The organism is Collinsella aerofaciens (assembly GCF_015556945.1).
GTDB classification, from domain to species: domain Bacteria; phylum Actinomycetota; class Coriobacteriia; order Coriobacteriales; family Coriobacteriaceae; genus Collinsella; species Collinsella aerofaciens_AO.
The window spans coordinates 1-16,845 of the sequence record NZ_JADNNH010000016.1 but is presented as its reverse complement, the minus strand read 5'-3'; the positions used below and the strand labels follow the sequence as shown (position 1 = coordinate 16,845).

Below are 16,845 nucleotides of genomic sequence, written 5' to 3'. Positions count from 1 at the left end.
CGGTCGTTTGCGCTCGCTCGGGGTATACTTTCGACTATATACGGTTCTAATGTGCATGCATTGGGCCTATTTGTCGGATTATGGATGTGGAGCGCACATGGCGAACACCCAGAACTATATTAACCACCTGCTGCAGAACACCGGCATTACGCCGGCATGCAGCGAAGAAGAGCGCTTGGCTGCCGAGGATATCGCTCAGATCTTCCGCAACCACGGCTTTGACCCCGAGGTTCAGGAGTTCAATGCCCCGGCGCCCAGTAGGTTGGCATTTGCCGTTACCGGTATTCTTGCGTTTGCCGGCGCCCTGCTGATGGGCATCGGCGGCGGTATCGGCTTGGTCGGCACCTTGCTGGCCATTGTCGGTGCCGTGCTCTACGTGCTCGAGCGCACAGGGCATCCCGTGGTTTCGCGCCTGGGCAAGACGGGCGTGAGCCAAAATGTCATCGCCTACCACAAGGCCTCGGGCCCGCTCGCGTCTCCGCGCAACCGCCCGGTGGTCGTTGTCGCACACTACGACTCTCCCCGTGCTGAGCTGCTCGCCCGCGAGCCCTATGCTTCGTATCGTGCGCTCATCGCCAAGCTGTTGCCCGTTGCCACGGTTGCCCCCGCTGCCGTTGCCATCCTGCGCATCCTGCCGCTCCCCGGCGCGCTCAAGGTTCTGCTGTGGATTGTCGCGATCCTCGCTTCCCTCGTTGCGCTCGCCAACGCGGCAAACATCATCTCTAACCGCCACATTCTTCCCTATACGTCCGGCGCGGTGTGCAACAAGTCTTCTGTCGCCGCTATGCTCGGCGTTATGGACAACGTTGCTCCCTTCCAGGGCGAAAACGAGTTTCCCGACGATGTTCCGTTCGATACCTATTTTGGGGAGCAAAAGCGCCGTGCCGAGGAAATGGCGCGTGCAGCGGCGGAATATGCCGCGGCCCAGCAGCAAAACGACTACGGCAACACCATCGAGTACGAAGAGCCTACCTACGCCGAGGACGAGTTCGGTCAGCCGATTGCTCCCGACACTCAGACCGAGCCCGAACAGGGTGAGGCTTTCGACGAGCAGATCGAGGGCTTTGAGGGTGCGTCTGCCGACGAGACGCTGATCGGCGCCATCGTGCCCGAGGATCAGAATCAGGCTGTCCAGGCTGAAGAGTTCAATGACGAGGTTTCCGCTGCCGAGCCGGTGGAGGAGCCTGTCGCGGCCGAGCCCGAGCCCAAGCTCTATCGCAATGCCGCCGGCAACATCCGCTTTGGTTCGGATGCCATCCGTGCGCTCGGAATGCTTCCCGAGTCCTGCACGCTCGATTACGAGGAGGGCGAGGAGCCGACGTTTGAGCCCGAGCCTGCCCCCGTCGTGACTGCACCTGCGCCCGCTGTCACCGTGGATGATGAGTCTGCCGCGGTTGCCGCTGCCGTTGCCGAGCCCGAGGCGGTGTCCGCGATCGATCCCGCGGCAGGACTGGACGTTTTGGCTCCCGCCGCGCTGGCACAAGACGTTGCATCCGCGTTCTCGTCGATTGGCGCCAGCGCTTCCAACTTCTTTAAGGGTGCGCTTGCAAAGGGCAAGAAATTTGTCGACGATTTCGAGGAGAAGCGCGCTGCCGCACGCGAGGCTGCCGAGCAGGAGGCTATCGCTCAGCAACAGGCAGCCGAGGCGGCACGTGAGCACGCGGCGCAAGAGTTCGAGCAGAACGAGGCTATGCAGTCCGCGCCCGTCGACGCCGCCGAAGCAACAACGTCCTTTGAGTCCCAGCAACCGGCGTCCGCGGATGTTGTTGAGGCGACGACGTCTTTCGAGGCTCAGCAGCACGTCGATAGCACCATGTCGTTTGATGCCGCGCAGTTCGATTCCACGATAACGTTTGAAAAGCAAGGCACCGCGATTGCCGAGCCCCTTCCTGTTTCCGATGAGCAGGGCGACGCGGCAGACGATGACGAGCCTATTGATGCTGCCGAAATTCAGGATGCCGCCGAGGACGAGCCCGTCGAGGCCAACTCTGGCGAAGAGCAATACGCGGCAGCCGATCAAGGTGATTCGACCGAGGCCGAGCAGGAGGAAGTGTCTGTGGTTTCCGAGACTCTCGAAACGGATGAGTCGAGGCCTTACTCCACGCAGATTTTCACCATGCCGACCCCGAGTGGTTCCGGTGCCACGGTTGCCGATGTCGCTCCCACCCAGGACGAAACGGTCGATTCCCTTATGGCCCAGATTTCCTCCCAAGCATCGCCGCGTCCGCAGATGAATGTTCCCGATCCGGCGTCGGCACCGTCGCCTGCACCTTCCTCGTCTCCGCTGGCTTCGGTCCCCGATCCGTCGCTGCCGTCTATGAAGCAGGCAAACGTTGCGTCTCGCACGTCGCTGTTCGACCTTCCCGATCCCTCTGCCCAGGTCAACGACCCCTTTGCTACCGCCCAAGGTCCCGAACCCACATCGGCACCCGTTGCGCCTCCTATGCCCGTTGCGTCGGCCGCGCAGCCGATTGAGACCATTTCGGCTCCCGCCCCGGCGGCACCCAAGTCTCGTAAGCGCGGCCTGGGTGGCCTGTTCGGCCGTAAAAAGAAAAACGAGCAGGACAGCATGAGTGACTGGCTGGGCGTCGAAGACGATTACGATGCCAAGAAGTCCGGTCGCGGTATCGGTTCGTGGGATAACTTCGAGGACGATAACGATGGCTGGAAGGGTGGCGCTACGTCTTCCGATGGCGCTTCTTCCGAAGATATGCTCGCGGCTGTCGCCTCTATGGGCGATGATGAGCTGCTCGGTCACGATATCTGGTTTGTGGCAACGGGCGCCTCGGATTGTGATGGCGCCGGCATGAAGGCCTTCTTGGCTTCGCATCGCGATAAGCTCCGCGGCGTATTCTTTATCAATCTTGAATCCGTCGGCGCCGGTAGGCTTTCGGTTGTGACGGTCGAGGGCGAACAACAACTGCTCAAGGGCGATCGCCGCATCATGAACCTGGTCAGCAAGGTCTGGAAGTCGTTCCATGTCGATTGTGGCGCGCTCGAGATGCCCTATGCCAAGACCGATGCCTATGCCGCGCTCGAGGCGAGCCGCCGAGCCCTCACCATCGCCGGCGTGGACGGCACGCGTCTGGCTTGCGCTCGTACCGAGGACGACCTGCCCCACAATGTCAACCCGACGAACATTGCTACGGTATCCGAGGTCGTGACCGAGGTTATCCGCCGTTCGTAGACGGAGCTCTAAGGAGTCAACGTGTTTTCGTATATTAAGCGCCATTGGCCTGTCTACGTGATTTTGACCTTGATTGCCATTGCGTTAGGATTTGGGGCTGCCTATATCGTGGGTGCGAAGGGCTCGACCCCCGCCTCCGCAATCAGCGAAGAGGTGGAGCAAGAACAGAGCACGGGTGCCGATGGGATTCCTGAGTCCGAGCAGGCAATCGTTGATGGTGGATCTTCGTCTGCAGAGTAGATACGGCGATTCAAATGATTGAAAGCGGGCGAGCCGGGGGACTGGCTCGCCCGCTTTTTCATCGTGCTAGCGGTTCTTTGGGATCGACCTAAGGCGAGCGAACCATAGGGCTGCGGCACCCGAGGTCAGGAGCGCGGTGATGCAAGCGGCGATGGGAACTGATCCTGTTGCCGGTAGGTCCTGCGGTAGGGTACAGCGTTGAATGACACGGTCCTCGTCATGTGACTCAAGTTTATCGCCGCCGCCGTTGCGGCAAAGATCGACGCGCGCGCTGTTGGTGAGTGCGGTTTGGGGCGTATAAGCCGACGTTGCCTGCATGTGCACGACTGCGCCCCGAGCGTCTGTGCCAAGGATTGCTTTGGCATCGTCAAGGTCGTCGTGCTCATCTTTGAGATCATCGCGAGTCCAAGAATCCGCATCGCTTCGAGTCGTAAAGTCGGCAGCTACCGCACCGTATTCAATTCGAATGCTCGTTATGACGGTATTGGATGCAAGGTCGAGCTCTTCCGCCTCGAGTGTGGTGGATTCCGTGGTCGAGACATCCGCCTTCCAGAGGCGCCAGCCGTCGTAATCGACGAGGCGACAGTCCTCACCAAGGCTCTCTTTTACTTCGTCGGACTCAAGCCAAGGATTTTCGTGCCCATCGTCAAGTGTCGCGTTCGCCGGTTCATCGACGTCTGTCGAGTCCAACGGCGTCGTGCGATACCACACGTTGCACAGACCGTTGAGGTCGCCGATGGCGACGGGGGTTTCGATTGAGATGAATCTCGCCGTGCCGTCTTTGGCGCACTCAAGATCATCGGTAATCGTAAACTCATCAACCCAAGTAGTGGAATCGTTTCGAGCATCGATGGTATAGGAGAAAAGCCCATCACTATTGGTTTGCGTCGTGGCGCGGTTTTTACCATCGCCGTTAGCCAACAGGCCCTTTTCGATAGGTTGGACAAGTTCCTGACGCTTGTCGACCTGCCCCTTGATCTCGATGGGCGCATCCTTCATCGCGACGGATTGGACTTCTCCCGTATCTTTTATTTCAAACGTTATCTCCTCGGCAAGGTCATAGGTCCGCGGAGACATCATTTCGCGCAACGAGTAGGTGCCAGGTGCAAGATGTTCGACGCGGTGCGGCTTGTCGGATGAGGTCCAGGAGTCTATTTCGGTTTTATCGGGACCATATAAGGTGAGCTGTGCGCCTTCCACTTCCTGCTCACCGCTTGCATCGACCTTGGAGATATCAACCTTGGTGTAATCGTCGGATACGTTAAGCCGTGCTTCTACAACGGGTGTTTTCTGGTCGGCATAAGTAAGGTCGACAATATGGGTTGTCCGATCGAGCAAGAAGCCTGCCGGCGCTTGAGTCTCGACAACCTCGTAGCGTGCGGTGCCAGATCCCAGCGGGAGGTTGTCCGCGCGTGCTTCTCCAGTTTCATCCGTCGTGACGGTAGCGACAGTCTCACCGTCGAGCGCGGCAATGCTACCGTCGGGGCGCACGATATCACCCGAGGCACGGATCTCAAAGACGGCGCCCGCGAGGCTGCTGCCGTCTACGGCATCGGTTTTAACGATCCTGATGTTTCCGGTCGCGGCGTGGTCATAATACGAGGCGATTGCAACGGGCGTTAGGTTCATGTCGGCGGGTATGTTTACCTCGATCTCCTCGCCGACAAGATAGGGCTCTTTGGCCGAGGTTTCGCGTACATAATAGGTGCCCGGCACGAGCGATTCGGGCAGTGTGACGGTCCCGGTCGCGTCAGTCGTAAAGGTGTCCATTACGTTATGTGCTGGATACCAGCAAATTTGTGAGACAGGTTCGTGATTGCTGTCTAGGAGTTGGAAGGTGAATCCGGCTAGTGGAACAGAAGCGCCTGTTTGGGCATCGCGTTTTACAATCTGGAGATGCGTCGACAGCGCGTGGTTGTCCACGATATATTGAAGCTCGGCGCCGTTGGAAATCTGATTGGCCCCGACGGTCCATTCCCCTGCACGTTTAAAACCCTCGGGGACGGTTTCCGGAACCTCGCGAACCGTGTAGCCGGCACGGTCGTATGGGACGGCTCCGTGGACACCGGCGGGTCGCTTACCTGTGCCGAACCATGCTTCGGGCTGGTCTTTGGTGGAGGCAAAGCCATAGATGTTTGTGGTCAGTGTGCCAACAACCTGCTGAGAGCTGTTGCTGACAACCTCAAAGACAACACCACCCGCCGGCTGCTCCAGGCCGGATTGGTCGCTATTGCCGTAATCCTTGAATTTGGAAATCTCAAGGTCAAAAGCAATGGGGATATCGGAAATGCGAGATTCGATCTCGACCACGCCTGAATCGCCGAGCTGGTCGGCTCCAACGGTATAGGTCCAGCTGTCGTTGGATGGCAGGTAGCCCTCGGGGGCTTTTGATTCGTAGATGGTAAAGGTTCCTAAGGGGACATCGGCGAGGGTGGCCCGACCGCTTTCGTCGGTCGTGAGGATTTGTGCCCATCCAGGGGTTGATTGCGACACACACGTGAACTCTGCTCCTGCGAGCGAAGCTCCCACCTGGTGGCCGGCATTCGTCGCGGCATCGAGTTTTACGATACGCAGGTTGATGGTGCCGGGCTGTTCATCAATGGCGACCCGCCCGCCGTCATTCCCCGTGGTAAAGGCAATACGATCGTGGCGGGGGACATAGCCGGCCGGCGCCTTCGTTTCAACTAGGTAGTATGCCGTGTTGGGCAGAAGTGTTGCTTGCGCTCGACCGTTGCTGTCCATCTGGACGGTGCCGACATGCGCGCCGCTGGCGCTCTCAAAAATATCGAATGTTGCCCCGTCAAACTGATAAGTATTGTTTCCGCTGGTAATGGCGGCGTTTGCAGACTGTTTTTTGAAGGAAACAGAGACTGCCGGCAGTACATAGAGCATGTCTTGACGTTTGCTGCCGCCCGATACGGCTCCTAGATAGCGCCGCGCGCGGTGCGGAGCGGCTTTGATGCTTTCTGATTTTGCGTTGTCGTGGAGCCACCGCGCAGCCGCCACGACTTCATTGTCGGCGGTAAAGTGCCCGCTCTTGGTTTTGCCCTGAGCGGTCGTGTAGGAATAGGTACCGTCGACATGGGTAGTGTCGTTGAGCATCCATACGGCAAGCTGGGTTGCGGCGCGGGCGCGATCGGGTGAAAGATGGTAACCGCCAAACGACGTGGCGGTAGGATATCCGTGACAAACGATTGCCGCGAACTCGTCGTCGAGCCACACCCAGCCTTGATCAAAGTTGAGCCATGGGCCGCCCGGCTTGGTGGGGCCGGGGCGCTCCTGGTTCATGCAGTAGGCAATCGAGGCGTCTTGAGCTTCATACTTGCCGATGAAGAAGGGCCCACAATCATCGCTAATAGTGCGGAAGCCGAGTTGGTCGTAGCCATCGACGGCAAATGCGGCTCTCGGTGCCAGGCAGCCGAAAAGCAGGAAGAGGAGCAGGAGCAGCGGACCTGTTGCGATTGCGCTGTGGACAGAGTGCGTGGGTGCGTTGGACATGGCTGCTCCTTATCCCTCGTGCGCCGCATGGGGAGGCTGCGACGCGTAGGATGAGGCTACCCCCGAGGTTCATGCGGGTAAGTACCGGAGCCTGACCAAAAGCTTGCCCAATTCCTGACAAATTGAGCTCAAATACAACAATCAAGCAAAAGCGCAGGTAGAAGATAGGGAGAACAGGAGGTCAAAGGTCCTCATCTCCACAATTGACGCGATTTTCAAACGAATCTCCACAGCTAAAACAAGCATCGCCACCCTTGTATCGAACAAGACAACCGCGTTATACTAGCCAACACACAAGCGGGCATCGCCAAGTGGTAAGGCATCAGCTTCCCAAGCTGACACTCGCGGGTTCGAGTCCCGTTGCCCGCTCCAGTAAAAAGCACAAGCACGGCAGCGTTACGTTGCCGTGCTTTTTACTACCAAGCGCCGGGACTCGAACCCGCCAGGGTGCGAGCGTTAAGCAAACGCGAAGCGTTTGTAGCGAGCAGGCGAAGGCGCCGACAGGCGCCTGAAGCCGGTGCGTATTTGCGAAGCAAATACGCGGATGTCCCGTTGCCCGCTCCATCGAGTACGGGGGACCTCGGGAACGTCGGGTCCAACCCGCTGTGCCCGTGCGTGTGCGCGGACCGGGTCTGCCGACCGCAGCCGGTGCGTATTTGCGAAGCAAATGCGCGGACGTCCCCATGCTCGTTCCAATTCCAAAATGTTAGGTTAATGCCTGCTGCCCATACTTGCACCTGCGCACGGTACAATGGTTGGGTTACGACCAACGTGCCAATAACCAAAAAGGAGCCGCTATGATCGATCGCTATACCCGCCCGGAGATGGGACACATCTTCTCCCTCGAGAACAAGTACGCCATTTGGCAGGAAATCGAGGTTCTGGCCTGCGAGGCCCAGGCGGAGCTCGGCAAGATCGGTATTTCCAAAGACGAGGCCCAGTGGATCCGCGACCATGCCAACTTTGAGAAGGCGAAGGTCGATGAGATCGAGGAAGTCACGCGCCACGACGTCATTGCCTTCCTGACCAACATGAAGGAATACATCGATGCCGATGTTCCCGAGGGCGACCTCAAGCCCAGCCGCTGGGTTCACTATGGCATGACCAGCTCGGATCTGGGCGACACGGCCCTGTGCTACCAGCTCACCCAGGCCTGCGACCTGATCATCGAGGACGTCAAGAAGCTCGGCGAGATTTGCAAGCGTCGCGCCTTCGAGGAGCGCAACACGCTCTGCGCCGGCCGCACTCATGGCATCCATGCCGAGCCGATGACCTTTGGCATGAAGTTTGGCTCTTGGGCCTGGGAGCTCAAGCGCGATCTGGACCGTCTTGAGGATGCCCGCAAGAACGTTGCCTTTGGTGCCATCTCGGGCGCTGTCGGCACGTACAGCTCCATCGAGCCGTTTGTCGAGGAATATGTCTGCGAGCACCTGGGCCTGGTTCACGACCCGCTGTCCACGCAGGTTATCAGCCGCGATCATCACGCCTACCTCGCCGGCGTTCTCGCCACCACCGCGGCCACCTGTGAGCGCATCGCTACCGAGGTTCGCAATCTGCAGAAGACCGATACACTCGAGGCCGAGGAACCGTTCCGTAAGGGTCAAAAGGGCAGCTCCGCCATGCCGCACAAGCGCAACCCCATCACCATGGAGAAGGTCTGCGGCCTGTCGCGCGTCGTGAAGGCCAACGCGCAGGTTGCCTTCGACAACGTCGCCCTGTGGCACGAGCGTGACATTTCGCACTCCTCTGCCGAGCGCGTCGCCCAGGCCGACAGCTTCATCGCCCTCGACCACATGTTCCAGTGCCTCATTCGCGTTATCGACGGCCTGCAACTGTATCCCGCCCGCATGATGGCCAACCTCAATAAGACCCGCGGCCTCATCTTCTCTTCCAAGGTACTGCTCGCCCTCGTCGACACGGGCATCACCCGCGAGGACGCGTACGCCATTGTGCAGGAGAACGCTATGGCAACCTGGCACGAGGTACAGGATTGTGTCTCCGGCCCCACCTTTAAGGAGCGTCTCGAGGCCGACCCGCGCTGCACCGTCAGTCAGGAGAAGCTCGACGAGATCTTTGATCCGTGGGACTTCCTCACCCGTATCGACACGGTCTTTGATCGTCTGGAGCAGCTGAGCTTCGAGTAGGTTCGGGCATAACGTTAGCTTTTTAGGGCGCTTTGCTGGTAATGTGTGTTGCCGGCAAAGCGCCTCGTTGCATTTAGGGAAAGACGGGGATAATAGTCGTCTCGAATAACATTCTGAGAGGGGATCGCATGATTTCGTTTGATTACAAGCCTCAGGGCGTGTGTGCTCGCAATATTCACCTTGATCTTTCCGATGACGGCAACAAGGTGATGGGCGTTGAGTTTACCGGCGGCTGCGACGGCAATCTCAAGGCTATCTCCAAGCTGGTCGAGGGCGCTCCTGCCGATCGCGTAATCGAGGTTCTCGCCGGTAATACCTGCGGTATGAAAAAGACCTCCTGCGCCGACCAGCTTACACGCGCTATCGAGGCCGCTCGCACCGAGATCGCCTAATGGGTATCGCCGATCACATCAAGAACGGAATATCGCGTCGCGGCTTTGTACTCGGTGGGGCTGCCGCGGGCGCTGCCACGGTGCTTGCCGGATGCTCGAAAAAAACGGGCACCAGCGATGATGCCGCCGGCGAGCCGCAGGTTATCAAGGATGATTCCAAAATCATCTCGATTACGGATGAGTACGAGGCAGTCGACATCGATCTTGAGCCGGCGGCGTCGTGGACGCTGCCTCTGGGTACGCTGCTGTACTACTGCGACGGCGATTACGCCGCGGCAATGATGGCGCCCGCATCGGCACTGCACGCCAACACGCTCGGTGTGCTCAACCTGGGCGATGGCTCGCTTACCACATTAATCGAGGATCCTATCGAGGGCACGGGATATGCATTCTACGATGTCCGTGCCGGCGACGGCGTATTCGCGTGGGTTGAGATGAACTTTGCCAATTCATCGTGGAAGCTCTACGCTCAAAATCTGTCGGGCGCTTCGCTCTCTGGCGACGTGGTTGAGCTCGATCGAGGTGGCAAGGACTACGATCCGCCGCTGTTTACGGCGTTCGGGGCATCAGTCATCTGGTATAAAATGCCTTCGGCAGGCGGCAATAAAACGAGTAGTGATTCGTTTTGCTATCGTCGCTCGCTTGATGAATCCAAGGCCGAGGTAATTTGGAAATCGACGGGCCGCTTTGCATCGGCCCCGCGCGCGAGCGACGGCATTTTGACCATCTCGCCGCGTGTCCGCAACGACGAGGGCGTCTACTACGGCATAACGGCAATCGATCTGACCGACGGCAACAACACCAAACGTGCCCAGCTAGTCCTTCCCTCGTCAGTCTCGCCTTTCGAGGCCGTATATATGGGCGATACCTTCGTGTTTTCTATCGAGGCGGCCTATAGTGGCGTGGGCAGCCTGGGCAATATGGGCACATATATCGGTAATGAGGGAGGGCCGTACCTCTTCCTGTCCCGCGAGCCGCTCGCATGTGCGGCTGGCAAGAAGAATAAATACCTTGTTAAGGTACAGGCGTCGCATTTCCTGATCGACACCTCTGCCAAGACCTATGGCTCGCTGCTGTCGCCCGACCGCGCTTTGGAGTATGGCGATTATCCAGCTACGGCGGGAAAATCGGACTCATTCCTTACGTACGCCACGGTGCGCAACAGCCAGGGTATACCAGAGACGGTCACTGCACGTCTATTCTCTCTTTAAGCTTAGAGGGGTTAAAAAGGCGCCAACAGGGGAATAAACGCGTTGTAATTGTGAGTACCGCCCGCCGAGCTGCCGCGTCATAGCGGCATCCGGCGGGCTCAGGTGCGTTAAAATGGGCTTGTTCTTAGCTAATTGAGACAGGGGGGCCGTGTTATGGCTTCAGATGCAAAAAAGATTCTGCTGGTCGAGGATGAGAAGGCAATCCGTGACGCCGTCGCTGCCTATCTCGAGCGCGAAGGCTACTGGGTTGTGGGCGTCGGCGACGGCCAGTCCGCGATCGAGGAGTTCGAGAAGCATCAGTTCGACCTGGTCGTGCTCGACCTTATGCTCCCCAAGATCCCCGGCGAGCGCGTTTGCCGCACCATTCGCGATACCTCGGATGTCCCCATCATCATGCTGACGGCTAAGGGCGAGATCGAGGACCGTATTATCGGTCTTGAGCTCGGCGCCGACGACTATCTGATTAAGCCGTTCTCGCCGCGCGAGCTCGTCGCCCGCGTTCGCGCTCTGTTCCGCCGTGCCCATCAGGCCGACGAGCCCGCCGTCGAGGTACTCGACTTCGGCGATCTGGTCATCGATATCTCGGGCCACAAGATCTTGGTCGAGGGCAAGGAAGTCGATCTGACGGCTTCCGAGTTCAAGCTGCTCACCACGCTTGCCCGTCATCCCGGCCGTGTGTATAACCGCATGGAGCTGGTCGAGAAAGTGCTCGGGTATGACTTTGAGGGCTATGAGCGCACCATCGATAGCCACGTGAAGAATCTTCGCGCCAAGCTGGGCGATGATCCCAAGAAGCCCAAGTGGCTCTACACCGTCCATGGTGTCGGCTATCGCTTCGAGGCTCCGGCCAAGACCGATAAGTCGGACGAGAAATAGGGAAATCACATATGACACCTGCGCGCTTTGAAATCGGACAAAAGCACAAGCAGGAGAGCGAGGCGGGTTCCAAGGCTAGTTGGAACACGCCTCGTTCCGATTCACGGCCAACGATGAGCTATCCCTCGCGCATGGCACTTGCTTTTGCTCTGACATCGCTCATGACAGTATTGGTGCTGGTGGGCGTTGTCTCTGTTGTGTGGGGCACGGTCTTTTCGGATTACACACGCTCCAATATCGTCGAAATCGCAAATTCCGCTGCCGAGAAGTTGGCGACCTCATATGAGGAAAACGGCTCTTGGACCGCGGGAGAACTGCGCACGGTCGCAACGTCGAGTTTGGTTTCCGACGATCTGGGCATGCAGGTCGTCAATAAAAAGGGCGTGATCGTTTATGACGATTCCTGGCCCTCGGCAAGCGCCACCGCCGATGTACGCGAAAACCAGGCTACGACCGACGACACGAGCGGCAAGAGGGCATCGCATAGCCCGGTCTCGTCTGCTCCAACCGACTCCGATAGCGTTGCTAACGTCGAGATTGTAACGTCTTCCGGCGAGCATGTCGGACAGGTAAAGCTGTGGGCCATCGGCTCCGACGCTCTGCTCACCAAGGCGGACTCTGCGTTTAGGGAGAAGACCTTTAACGCCATGGCCCTCGCCGCGGTTGTTGCAATCTGCATTTCGGTCGTTATCGGATCGCTCGTGTCGCGCATGCTCACCAAGCCGATTCATCGCATCACCAGTACCGCAAAGCAAATCCGTGACGGCGACCTGTCGGCTCGCACGGGACTGCGCGGTGATGACGAGATCGATCAGCTGGGTGAGACCTTCGATGAGATGGCCACTTCGCTCGAGAAGGATATGAAACACGAGAAGCGCCTGACCTCAGACGTTGCACACGAGCTTCGCACGCCGCTTATGGCCATGCTCGCAACGGTCGAGGCCATGCAGGATGGCGTGTATCCCACCGACGATGAGCATTTGGAGACCGTTGCTTCCGAGACGCGTCGCCTGGCTCGTCTGGTGCAGCAGATGCTCGACCTATCGCGTATGGAAAACAGCACGGCTCCGCTCAATCTAGAACCGGTGGACATGGTTCCGTTCGTGCGATCGATTGTGAATGGCCAGGAGCGCCTGTTTGCCGACCGTGACCTGCGTTTGCGCTTTGCAGATGAGACGCAGGGCCACGATGACGTTGTCGAGGCAGATCCCGACATGATCACGCAATGTGTTATCAACCTCATGAGCAACGCCATGCGCTACACCCCCGAGGGCGGTTGGGTCGTGGTGTCGGTGCTCAGTGACCGCAAGCACGTCAGCATTGCCGTTTCTGATACCGGCATCGGTATTGCCAAGGACGATCTGTCGCGCATTTTCGGGCGGTTTTGGCGCGCCGATGCCAGCCGCGCCCGCGAAGCTGGCGGCCTGGGCGTCGGCCTCGCCGTGACCAAGCAGATTGTCGAGCGTCACCATGGCTACATATCCGTGGAGTCGGAGCTTGGAAAGGGTACGACTTTTACAATTCATCTGCCCCGCGAGCACACGGCAGACGCGGCATCTACTACAATGGAGCACTAGCTTTTCGCTATTCGGTGAAGGAGGGGCCGCGTCCCTGCCGCTCCGAGTTTGCGAAAACATGCGGGAAAGAACCCGCATTTCTGTCGTATTTAGGTAAGGAGTGACTCACGTGACAACGATGGAGCGTCGTCCGGATTCCCGTGGCAAGGTTCGTGATATTTACGATGCCGGTGAAAACCTGCTGATGGTCGCCACCGACCGCATTTCTGCGTTCGACTTCATTCTTCCCGACGAGATTCCGTTTAAGGGAGAGGTGCTCAATCGCATCTCGGCATTCTGGTTCGATAAGTTTGCCGACATCGTCCCCAACCATCTCGTTTCCATCGACCCGGCGGATTTCCCCGAGGAGTTTGCTGAGTATCGTGACTACCTCGCTGGCCGCGCCATGCTGGTTAAGAAGGCCCAGACGATTCCTATCGAGTGCATCGTCCGCGGCTATCTGACCGGTTCGGGCAAGAAGACCTACGACGAGAACGGCACCGTCTGCGGCATCCAGCTGCCTGAGGGCCTGACCGAGGCTTCCAAGCTTCCCGAGCCGTTGTTCACGCCGTCCACGAAGGCCGAGATCGGTGACCACGACGAGAACATCTCGTTCGAGCGTTGCTGCGAGATCGTGGGCGAGGACATCGCCACGCAGATTCGTGACCTTTCCCTCAAGATCTACAAAGCCGCTGCCGAGTACGCCGCGACCCGTGGCATCATCATTGCCGACACCAAGTTCGAGTTTGGTGTTATTGATGGCAAGGTCACGCTGATCGACGAGTGCCTCACGCCCGACTCCAGCCGTTTCTGGCCTGCTGCCAGCTACGAGGAGGGCAAGATCCAGCCTAGCTACGACAAGCAATTCGTCCGCAATTGGCTCAAGGCCAACTGGGATATGACGGGGGAGACCCCGCACCTGCCCGCCGAGGTCATCGATGGCACGTCCGAGCGCTATCGCGAGGCCTTCCAGATCATCACCGGCTCCCAGTTCACAAGCATGAAGGAGAACGCATAAGTGAGTACCCGTAGCGCCACGAACAAGCGCACGCAATCCCACGAAGTTACCGGGGTTGCGCGCAAGTCTGCCGCATCTGCTAAGCCCGCCCGCCAAGCAGCGAGCTCCGTTCGCATCGTGCCGGCTTCGTCTAAGGCACGCCGCAAAGAGCTCGAGAAGGGCGAGAACCTCGAGGGCCTCTCTAAAGAGGAGAAGCGCGCCCGCAAGGCCAAGCAGCGCGCCAAGGAGGACCGCATCTATACGGTGTCGAATATCCTCCTCAAGCAGGACGAGGACTACACCAAGCGCCGTCGCATCTGGTGGATTGTGCTCGCCATTGGCATGGTGCTCGTCGTGGCAATTTGGGCCTCGCTGTACTTCGCTCCCGCTGGCATGGTGTCCAGCCCTGTCCAGATGGTCGGCATCGTTTTGTCCTATGTCATCATCCTAGGTGACTTTATCTACGACTTCGCTCGTATTCGTCCCTTGCGCAACATGTACCGCGCGCAGGCCGAGGGCATGTCCGAGAACAAGCTCAACGCTCTTATTGAGCGCGCGGCTGCCGAGGAGGACCAGAAGGACTCCAAGAAGAAGTAGCGTTTGCATACATACTTATCGCTAAGATATAAGGCGCGTCGTTTTTGCGGCGCGCCTTTTTACTGTTCTATAGATAGATGGAGTGGCACATGATTCGAGCTGCCCTGACGGTCGAAGAGGCTCTGGAGGGCATGAAGGCCCTGGAGCCCAAGATTAAAAACTACGCGCGCCTGGTCGTCCGCAAGGGCGTAAACGTCAAGCCCGGCCAGGAGGTCGTCGTTCAGTCTCCGGTCGAGTGCGCGCCGTTTGCGCGCGTGGTGGTCGCGGAGGCCTATGCTGCCGCCGCCGGCCACGTGACGGTCATTTGGGCCGATGATGCCGTGACGAGGCTCACGTACGAGCATGTCGAGAAAAGCTATTTTGAGCAGACACCCGAGTGGAAGCGCATGCAGCTGGATTCCTTGGCCCAGGATGGTGCCTGCTTTGTCTTTATCGAAGGTGCGGATCCTGCGGCCCTCAAGGGCATCGATCCAGCCAAGCCGGCCGCGGCATCAAAGGCGAGGAATACGCAGTGCAAAGTTTTCCGCCGTGGACTGGATTACAACATCAATCCGTGGTGCATCGCCGGCGCTCCGGTCGTGGCTTGGGCGCACGAGGTGTTCCCAGGAGACGCCGATGAGGTTGCAATCTATAAACTGTGGAATGCGATTCTGCACACCGCGCGCGCCGATGGCCAGGACCCGGAGAGCGACTGGGAACTCCATGACGCCGCATTCGAAAAGAACCTGCGTTTCCTGAACGACAATCGTTTCGACTACTTGCATTACACCGCGGCAAATGGAACCGATCTGACGATTGGCATGACGAAGGGTCACGAGTGGGCCGGCGGCAAGGGCAAGACGCCCGATGGACACCCCTTCTTCCCCAACATTCCCACCGAGGAAGTCTTCACCTCGCCCGATCGCATGCGCGCCGACGGTATCGTGTACTCGGCCATGCCGCTCATCCACCACGGCAATAAAGTCGAAGATTTTTGGATTAAGTTCGAGGGCGGCCGCGTGGTGGACTACGACGCCCGCGTGGGCAAGGCAACGCTTGCGAGCATTATTGACACCGATGAAGGTGCCGCTCATCTGGGCGAGGTCGCGCTCATTTCCAAGAACACTCCGATCCGCGAAAGCGGCGTTCTGTTCTATGACACGCTCTATGACGAGAACGCTAGCTGCCATCTCGCGCTAGGTGTCGGTTTCCCCGAATGCATCGAGGGTGGGTATGACATGTCCAAGGAGGAGCTCCTGGAGCATGGCGTTAACGTCTCGAGCACGCACGTCGATTTTATGATCGGCACGGACGACATCGATATTGTGGGCATTACGCCTGATGGACGTGAAGTTGTGATTTTTCAGAACGGCCAATGGAGTTGGGAATAGTCCCAGACCGTGGTACAATGCCACCCGCGGGCCGTTAGCTCAGCTGGCAGAGCAGGGGACTTTTAATCCCAAGGTCCAGGGTTCGAACCCCTGACGGCCCACCCAAAGATTGTTGAGACGGTCAACTTCGGTTGGCCGTCTTTTTTGTCGCCCTTTCATGGGTTCGAACCCGTCGGGGCGCGGAGCTGAGTAAACGCGTGAGCGTTTGCCAGCGCAGCGCGCAAGGCGCGAAAGCGCCGCAGCGGCCGCCTGCGAAGCAGGCTGAACCCCTGACGGCCCACCCAAAGATTGTTGAGACGGTCAACTCCGGTTGATCGCTTTTTTGTTGCCGGTGCATGGGTTCGAACCCGAACTTCTCTATATATAAGAACGCTTGGCGAACAAAACCTGCCTTTTACCGACGGGAAACAAATAGCTGATGCTTTTGGAGTAAAGTGGCGCTCCAGAGATGACCGATGCCTTAACACCTATAAACCAGCTGGTCATCGCCAATATCAGAAGCCAATGCTTCAGTTATAACCTCAGGGACGCGACTGAGGGACATATTCATTTGTGAACAAAATATGGAGTGCCAGATTCCCGCCCGCGGGGCCCCTCCGGTCTGGCAATATATCTCCTTGCCGCGCGGCCCGGTCGGACCGGATCAGCCGCGGGGCGTGCACCTTGAGAACCGGATACTGCGAGGATGGACACTCACTTCAGTGTCGCATCCGGGCAGACATCGAACCATTTGAAATGGTCTAACTTGGATTTGTTTTTCGCAAGGCCGCCGAGAGG

The 16,845-nt window shown here is 58.6% G+C and carries 11 protein-coding genes and 2 tRNA genes; 12 read left to right on the top strand and 1 reads right to left on the bottom strand.

Annotation, left to right across the window (positions count from 1 at the left end; all coding sequences use genetic code 11):
* Nucleotides 1–97 precede the first annotated feature (97 nt).
* Nucleotides 98–3,187, top strand: coding sequence for a hypothetical protein (locus I2F59_RS05855; RefSeq protein WP_195503550.1), 3,090 nt, complete (start codon nucleotides 98–100; stop codon nucleotides 3,185–3,187).
* Between the two features lie 21 nt (nucleotides 3,188–3,208).
* Nucleotides 3,209–3,427 carry a hypothetical protein gene (locus tag I2F59_RS05850; RefSeq protein WP_022094153.1) on the top strand — a complete coding sequence of 73 codons (219 nt, stop codon included), beginning with the start codon at nucleotides 3,209–3,211 and terminating at the stop codon, nucleotides 3,425–3,427.
* A 66-nt stretch (nucleotides 3,428–3,493) separates the two neighbouring features.
* Here the strand turns inward: I2F59_RS05850 and I2F59_RS05845 are convergent, their stop codons facing one another.
* Nucleotides 3,494–6,925: a SpaA isopeptide-forming pilin-related protein gene (locus I2F59_RS05845; RefSeq protein WP_195503549.1), complete on the bottom strand. Its 3,432-nt coding sequence runs from the start codon at nucleotides 6,923–6,925 to the stop codon at nucleotides 3,494–3,496.
* Between the two features lie 297 nt (nucleotides 6,926–7,222).
* On the opposite strand from I2F59_RS05845, the gene I2F59_RS05840 reads away from it, so the two are divergent.
* The 10 genes from I2F59_RS05840 to I2F59_RS05795 all read left to right on the top strand — a co-directional run bounded on the left by I2F59_RS05840 (nucleotide 7,223) and on the right by I2F59_RS05795 (nucleotide 16,169).
* A tRNA-Gly gene (locus tag I2F59_RS05840) sits at nucleotides 7,223–7,297 on the top strand.
* Nucleotides 7,298–7,722: 425 nt separating this feature from the next.
* Nucleotides 7,723–9,069: an adenylosuccinate lyase gene (gene purB / locus I2F59_RS05835; protein ID WP_195503548.1), complete on the top strand. Its 1,347-nt coding sequence runs from the start codon at nucleotides 7,723–7,725 to the stop codon at nucleotides 9,067–9,069.
* 128 nt (nucleotides 9,070–9,197) lie between these two features.
* A complete protein-coding gene (locus I2F59_RS05830) occupies nucleotides 9,198–9,461 on the top strand; it encodes a TIGR03905 family TSCPD domain-containing protein (RefSeq protein WP_006236206.1) in 264 nt (87 codons plus the stop codon).
* The gene (locus tag I2F59_RS05825; RefSeq protein WP_035136485.1) at nucleotides 9,461–10,672 is read left to right on the top strand and encodes a twin-arginine translocation signal domain-containing protein; all 1,212 of its coding nucleotides are present in this window, start codon (nucleotides 9,461–9,463) and stop codon (nucleotides 10,670–10,672) included. The genes I2F59_RS05830 and I2F59_RS05825 overlap by 1 nt, the downstream gene beginning before the upstream one ends.
* 153 nt (nucleotides 10,673–10,825) lie before the next feature.
* Entirely contained in the window at nucleotides 10,826–11,548 is a 723-nt protein-coding gene (locus tag I2F59_RS05820; protein WP_006236208.1) for a response regulator transcription factor, read from the top strand.
* A gap of 11 nt (nucleotides 11,549–11,559) precedes the next feature.
* Entirely contained in the window at nucleotides 11,560–13,125 is a 1,566-nt protein-coding gene (locus I2F59_RS05815; RefSeq protein WP_117848469.1) for a sensor histidine kinase, read from the top strand.
* Between the two features lie 118 nt (nucleotides 13,126–13,243).
* Nucleotides 13,244–14,122, top strand: a complete 879-nt coding sequence (locus I2F59_RS05810) for a phosphoribosylaminoimidazolesuccinocarboxamide synthase (RefSeq protein ID WP_035136481.1) — start codon at nucleotides 13,244–13,246, stop codon at nucleotides 14,120–14,122.
* On the top strand, nucleotides 14,123–14,698 hold the full coding sequence (locus I2F59_RS05805) for an ABC-2 transporter permease (protein ID WP_117746996.1): 576 nt from the start codon (nucleotides 14,123–14,125) through the stop codon (nucleotides 14,696–14,698).
* An 89-nt stretch (nucleotides 14,699–14,787) separates the two neighbouring features.
* The gene (locus tag I2F59_RS05800; RefSeq protein ID WP_195503547.1) at nucleotides 14,788–16,068 is read left to right on the top strand and encodes an aminopeptidase; all 1,281 of its coding nucleotides are present in this window, start codon (nucleotides 14,788–14,790) and stop codon (nucleotides 16,066–16,068) included.
* A 28-nt stretch (nucleotides 16,069–16,096) separates the two neighbouring features.
* Nucleotides 16,097–16,169: transfer RNA gene (locus I2F59_RS05795), tRNA-Lys, on the top strand.
* Nucleotides 16,170–16,845 lie beyond the last annotated feature (676 nt).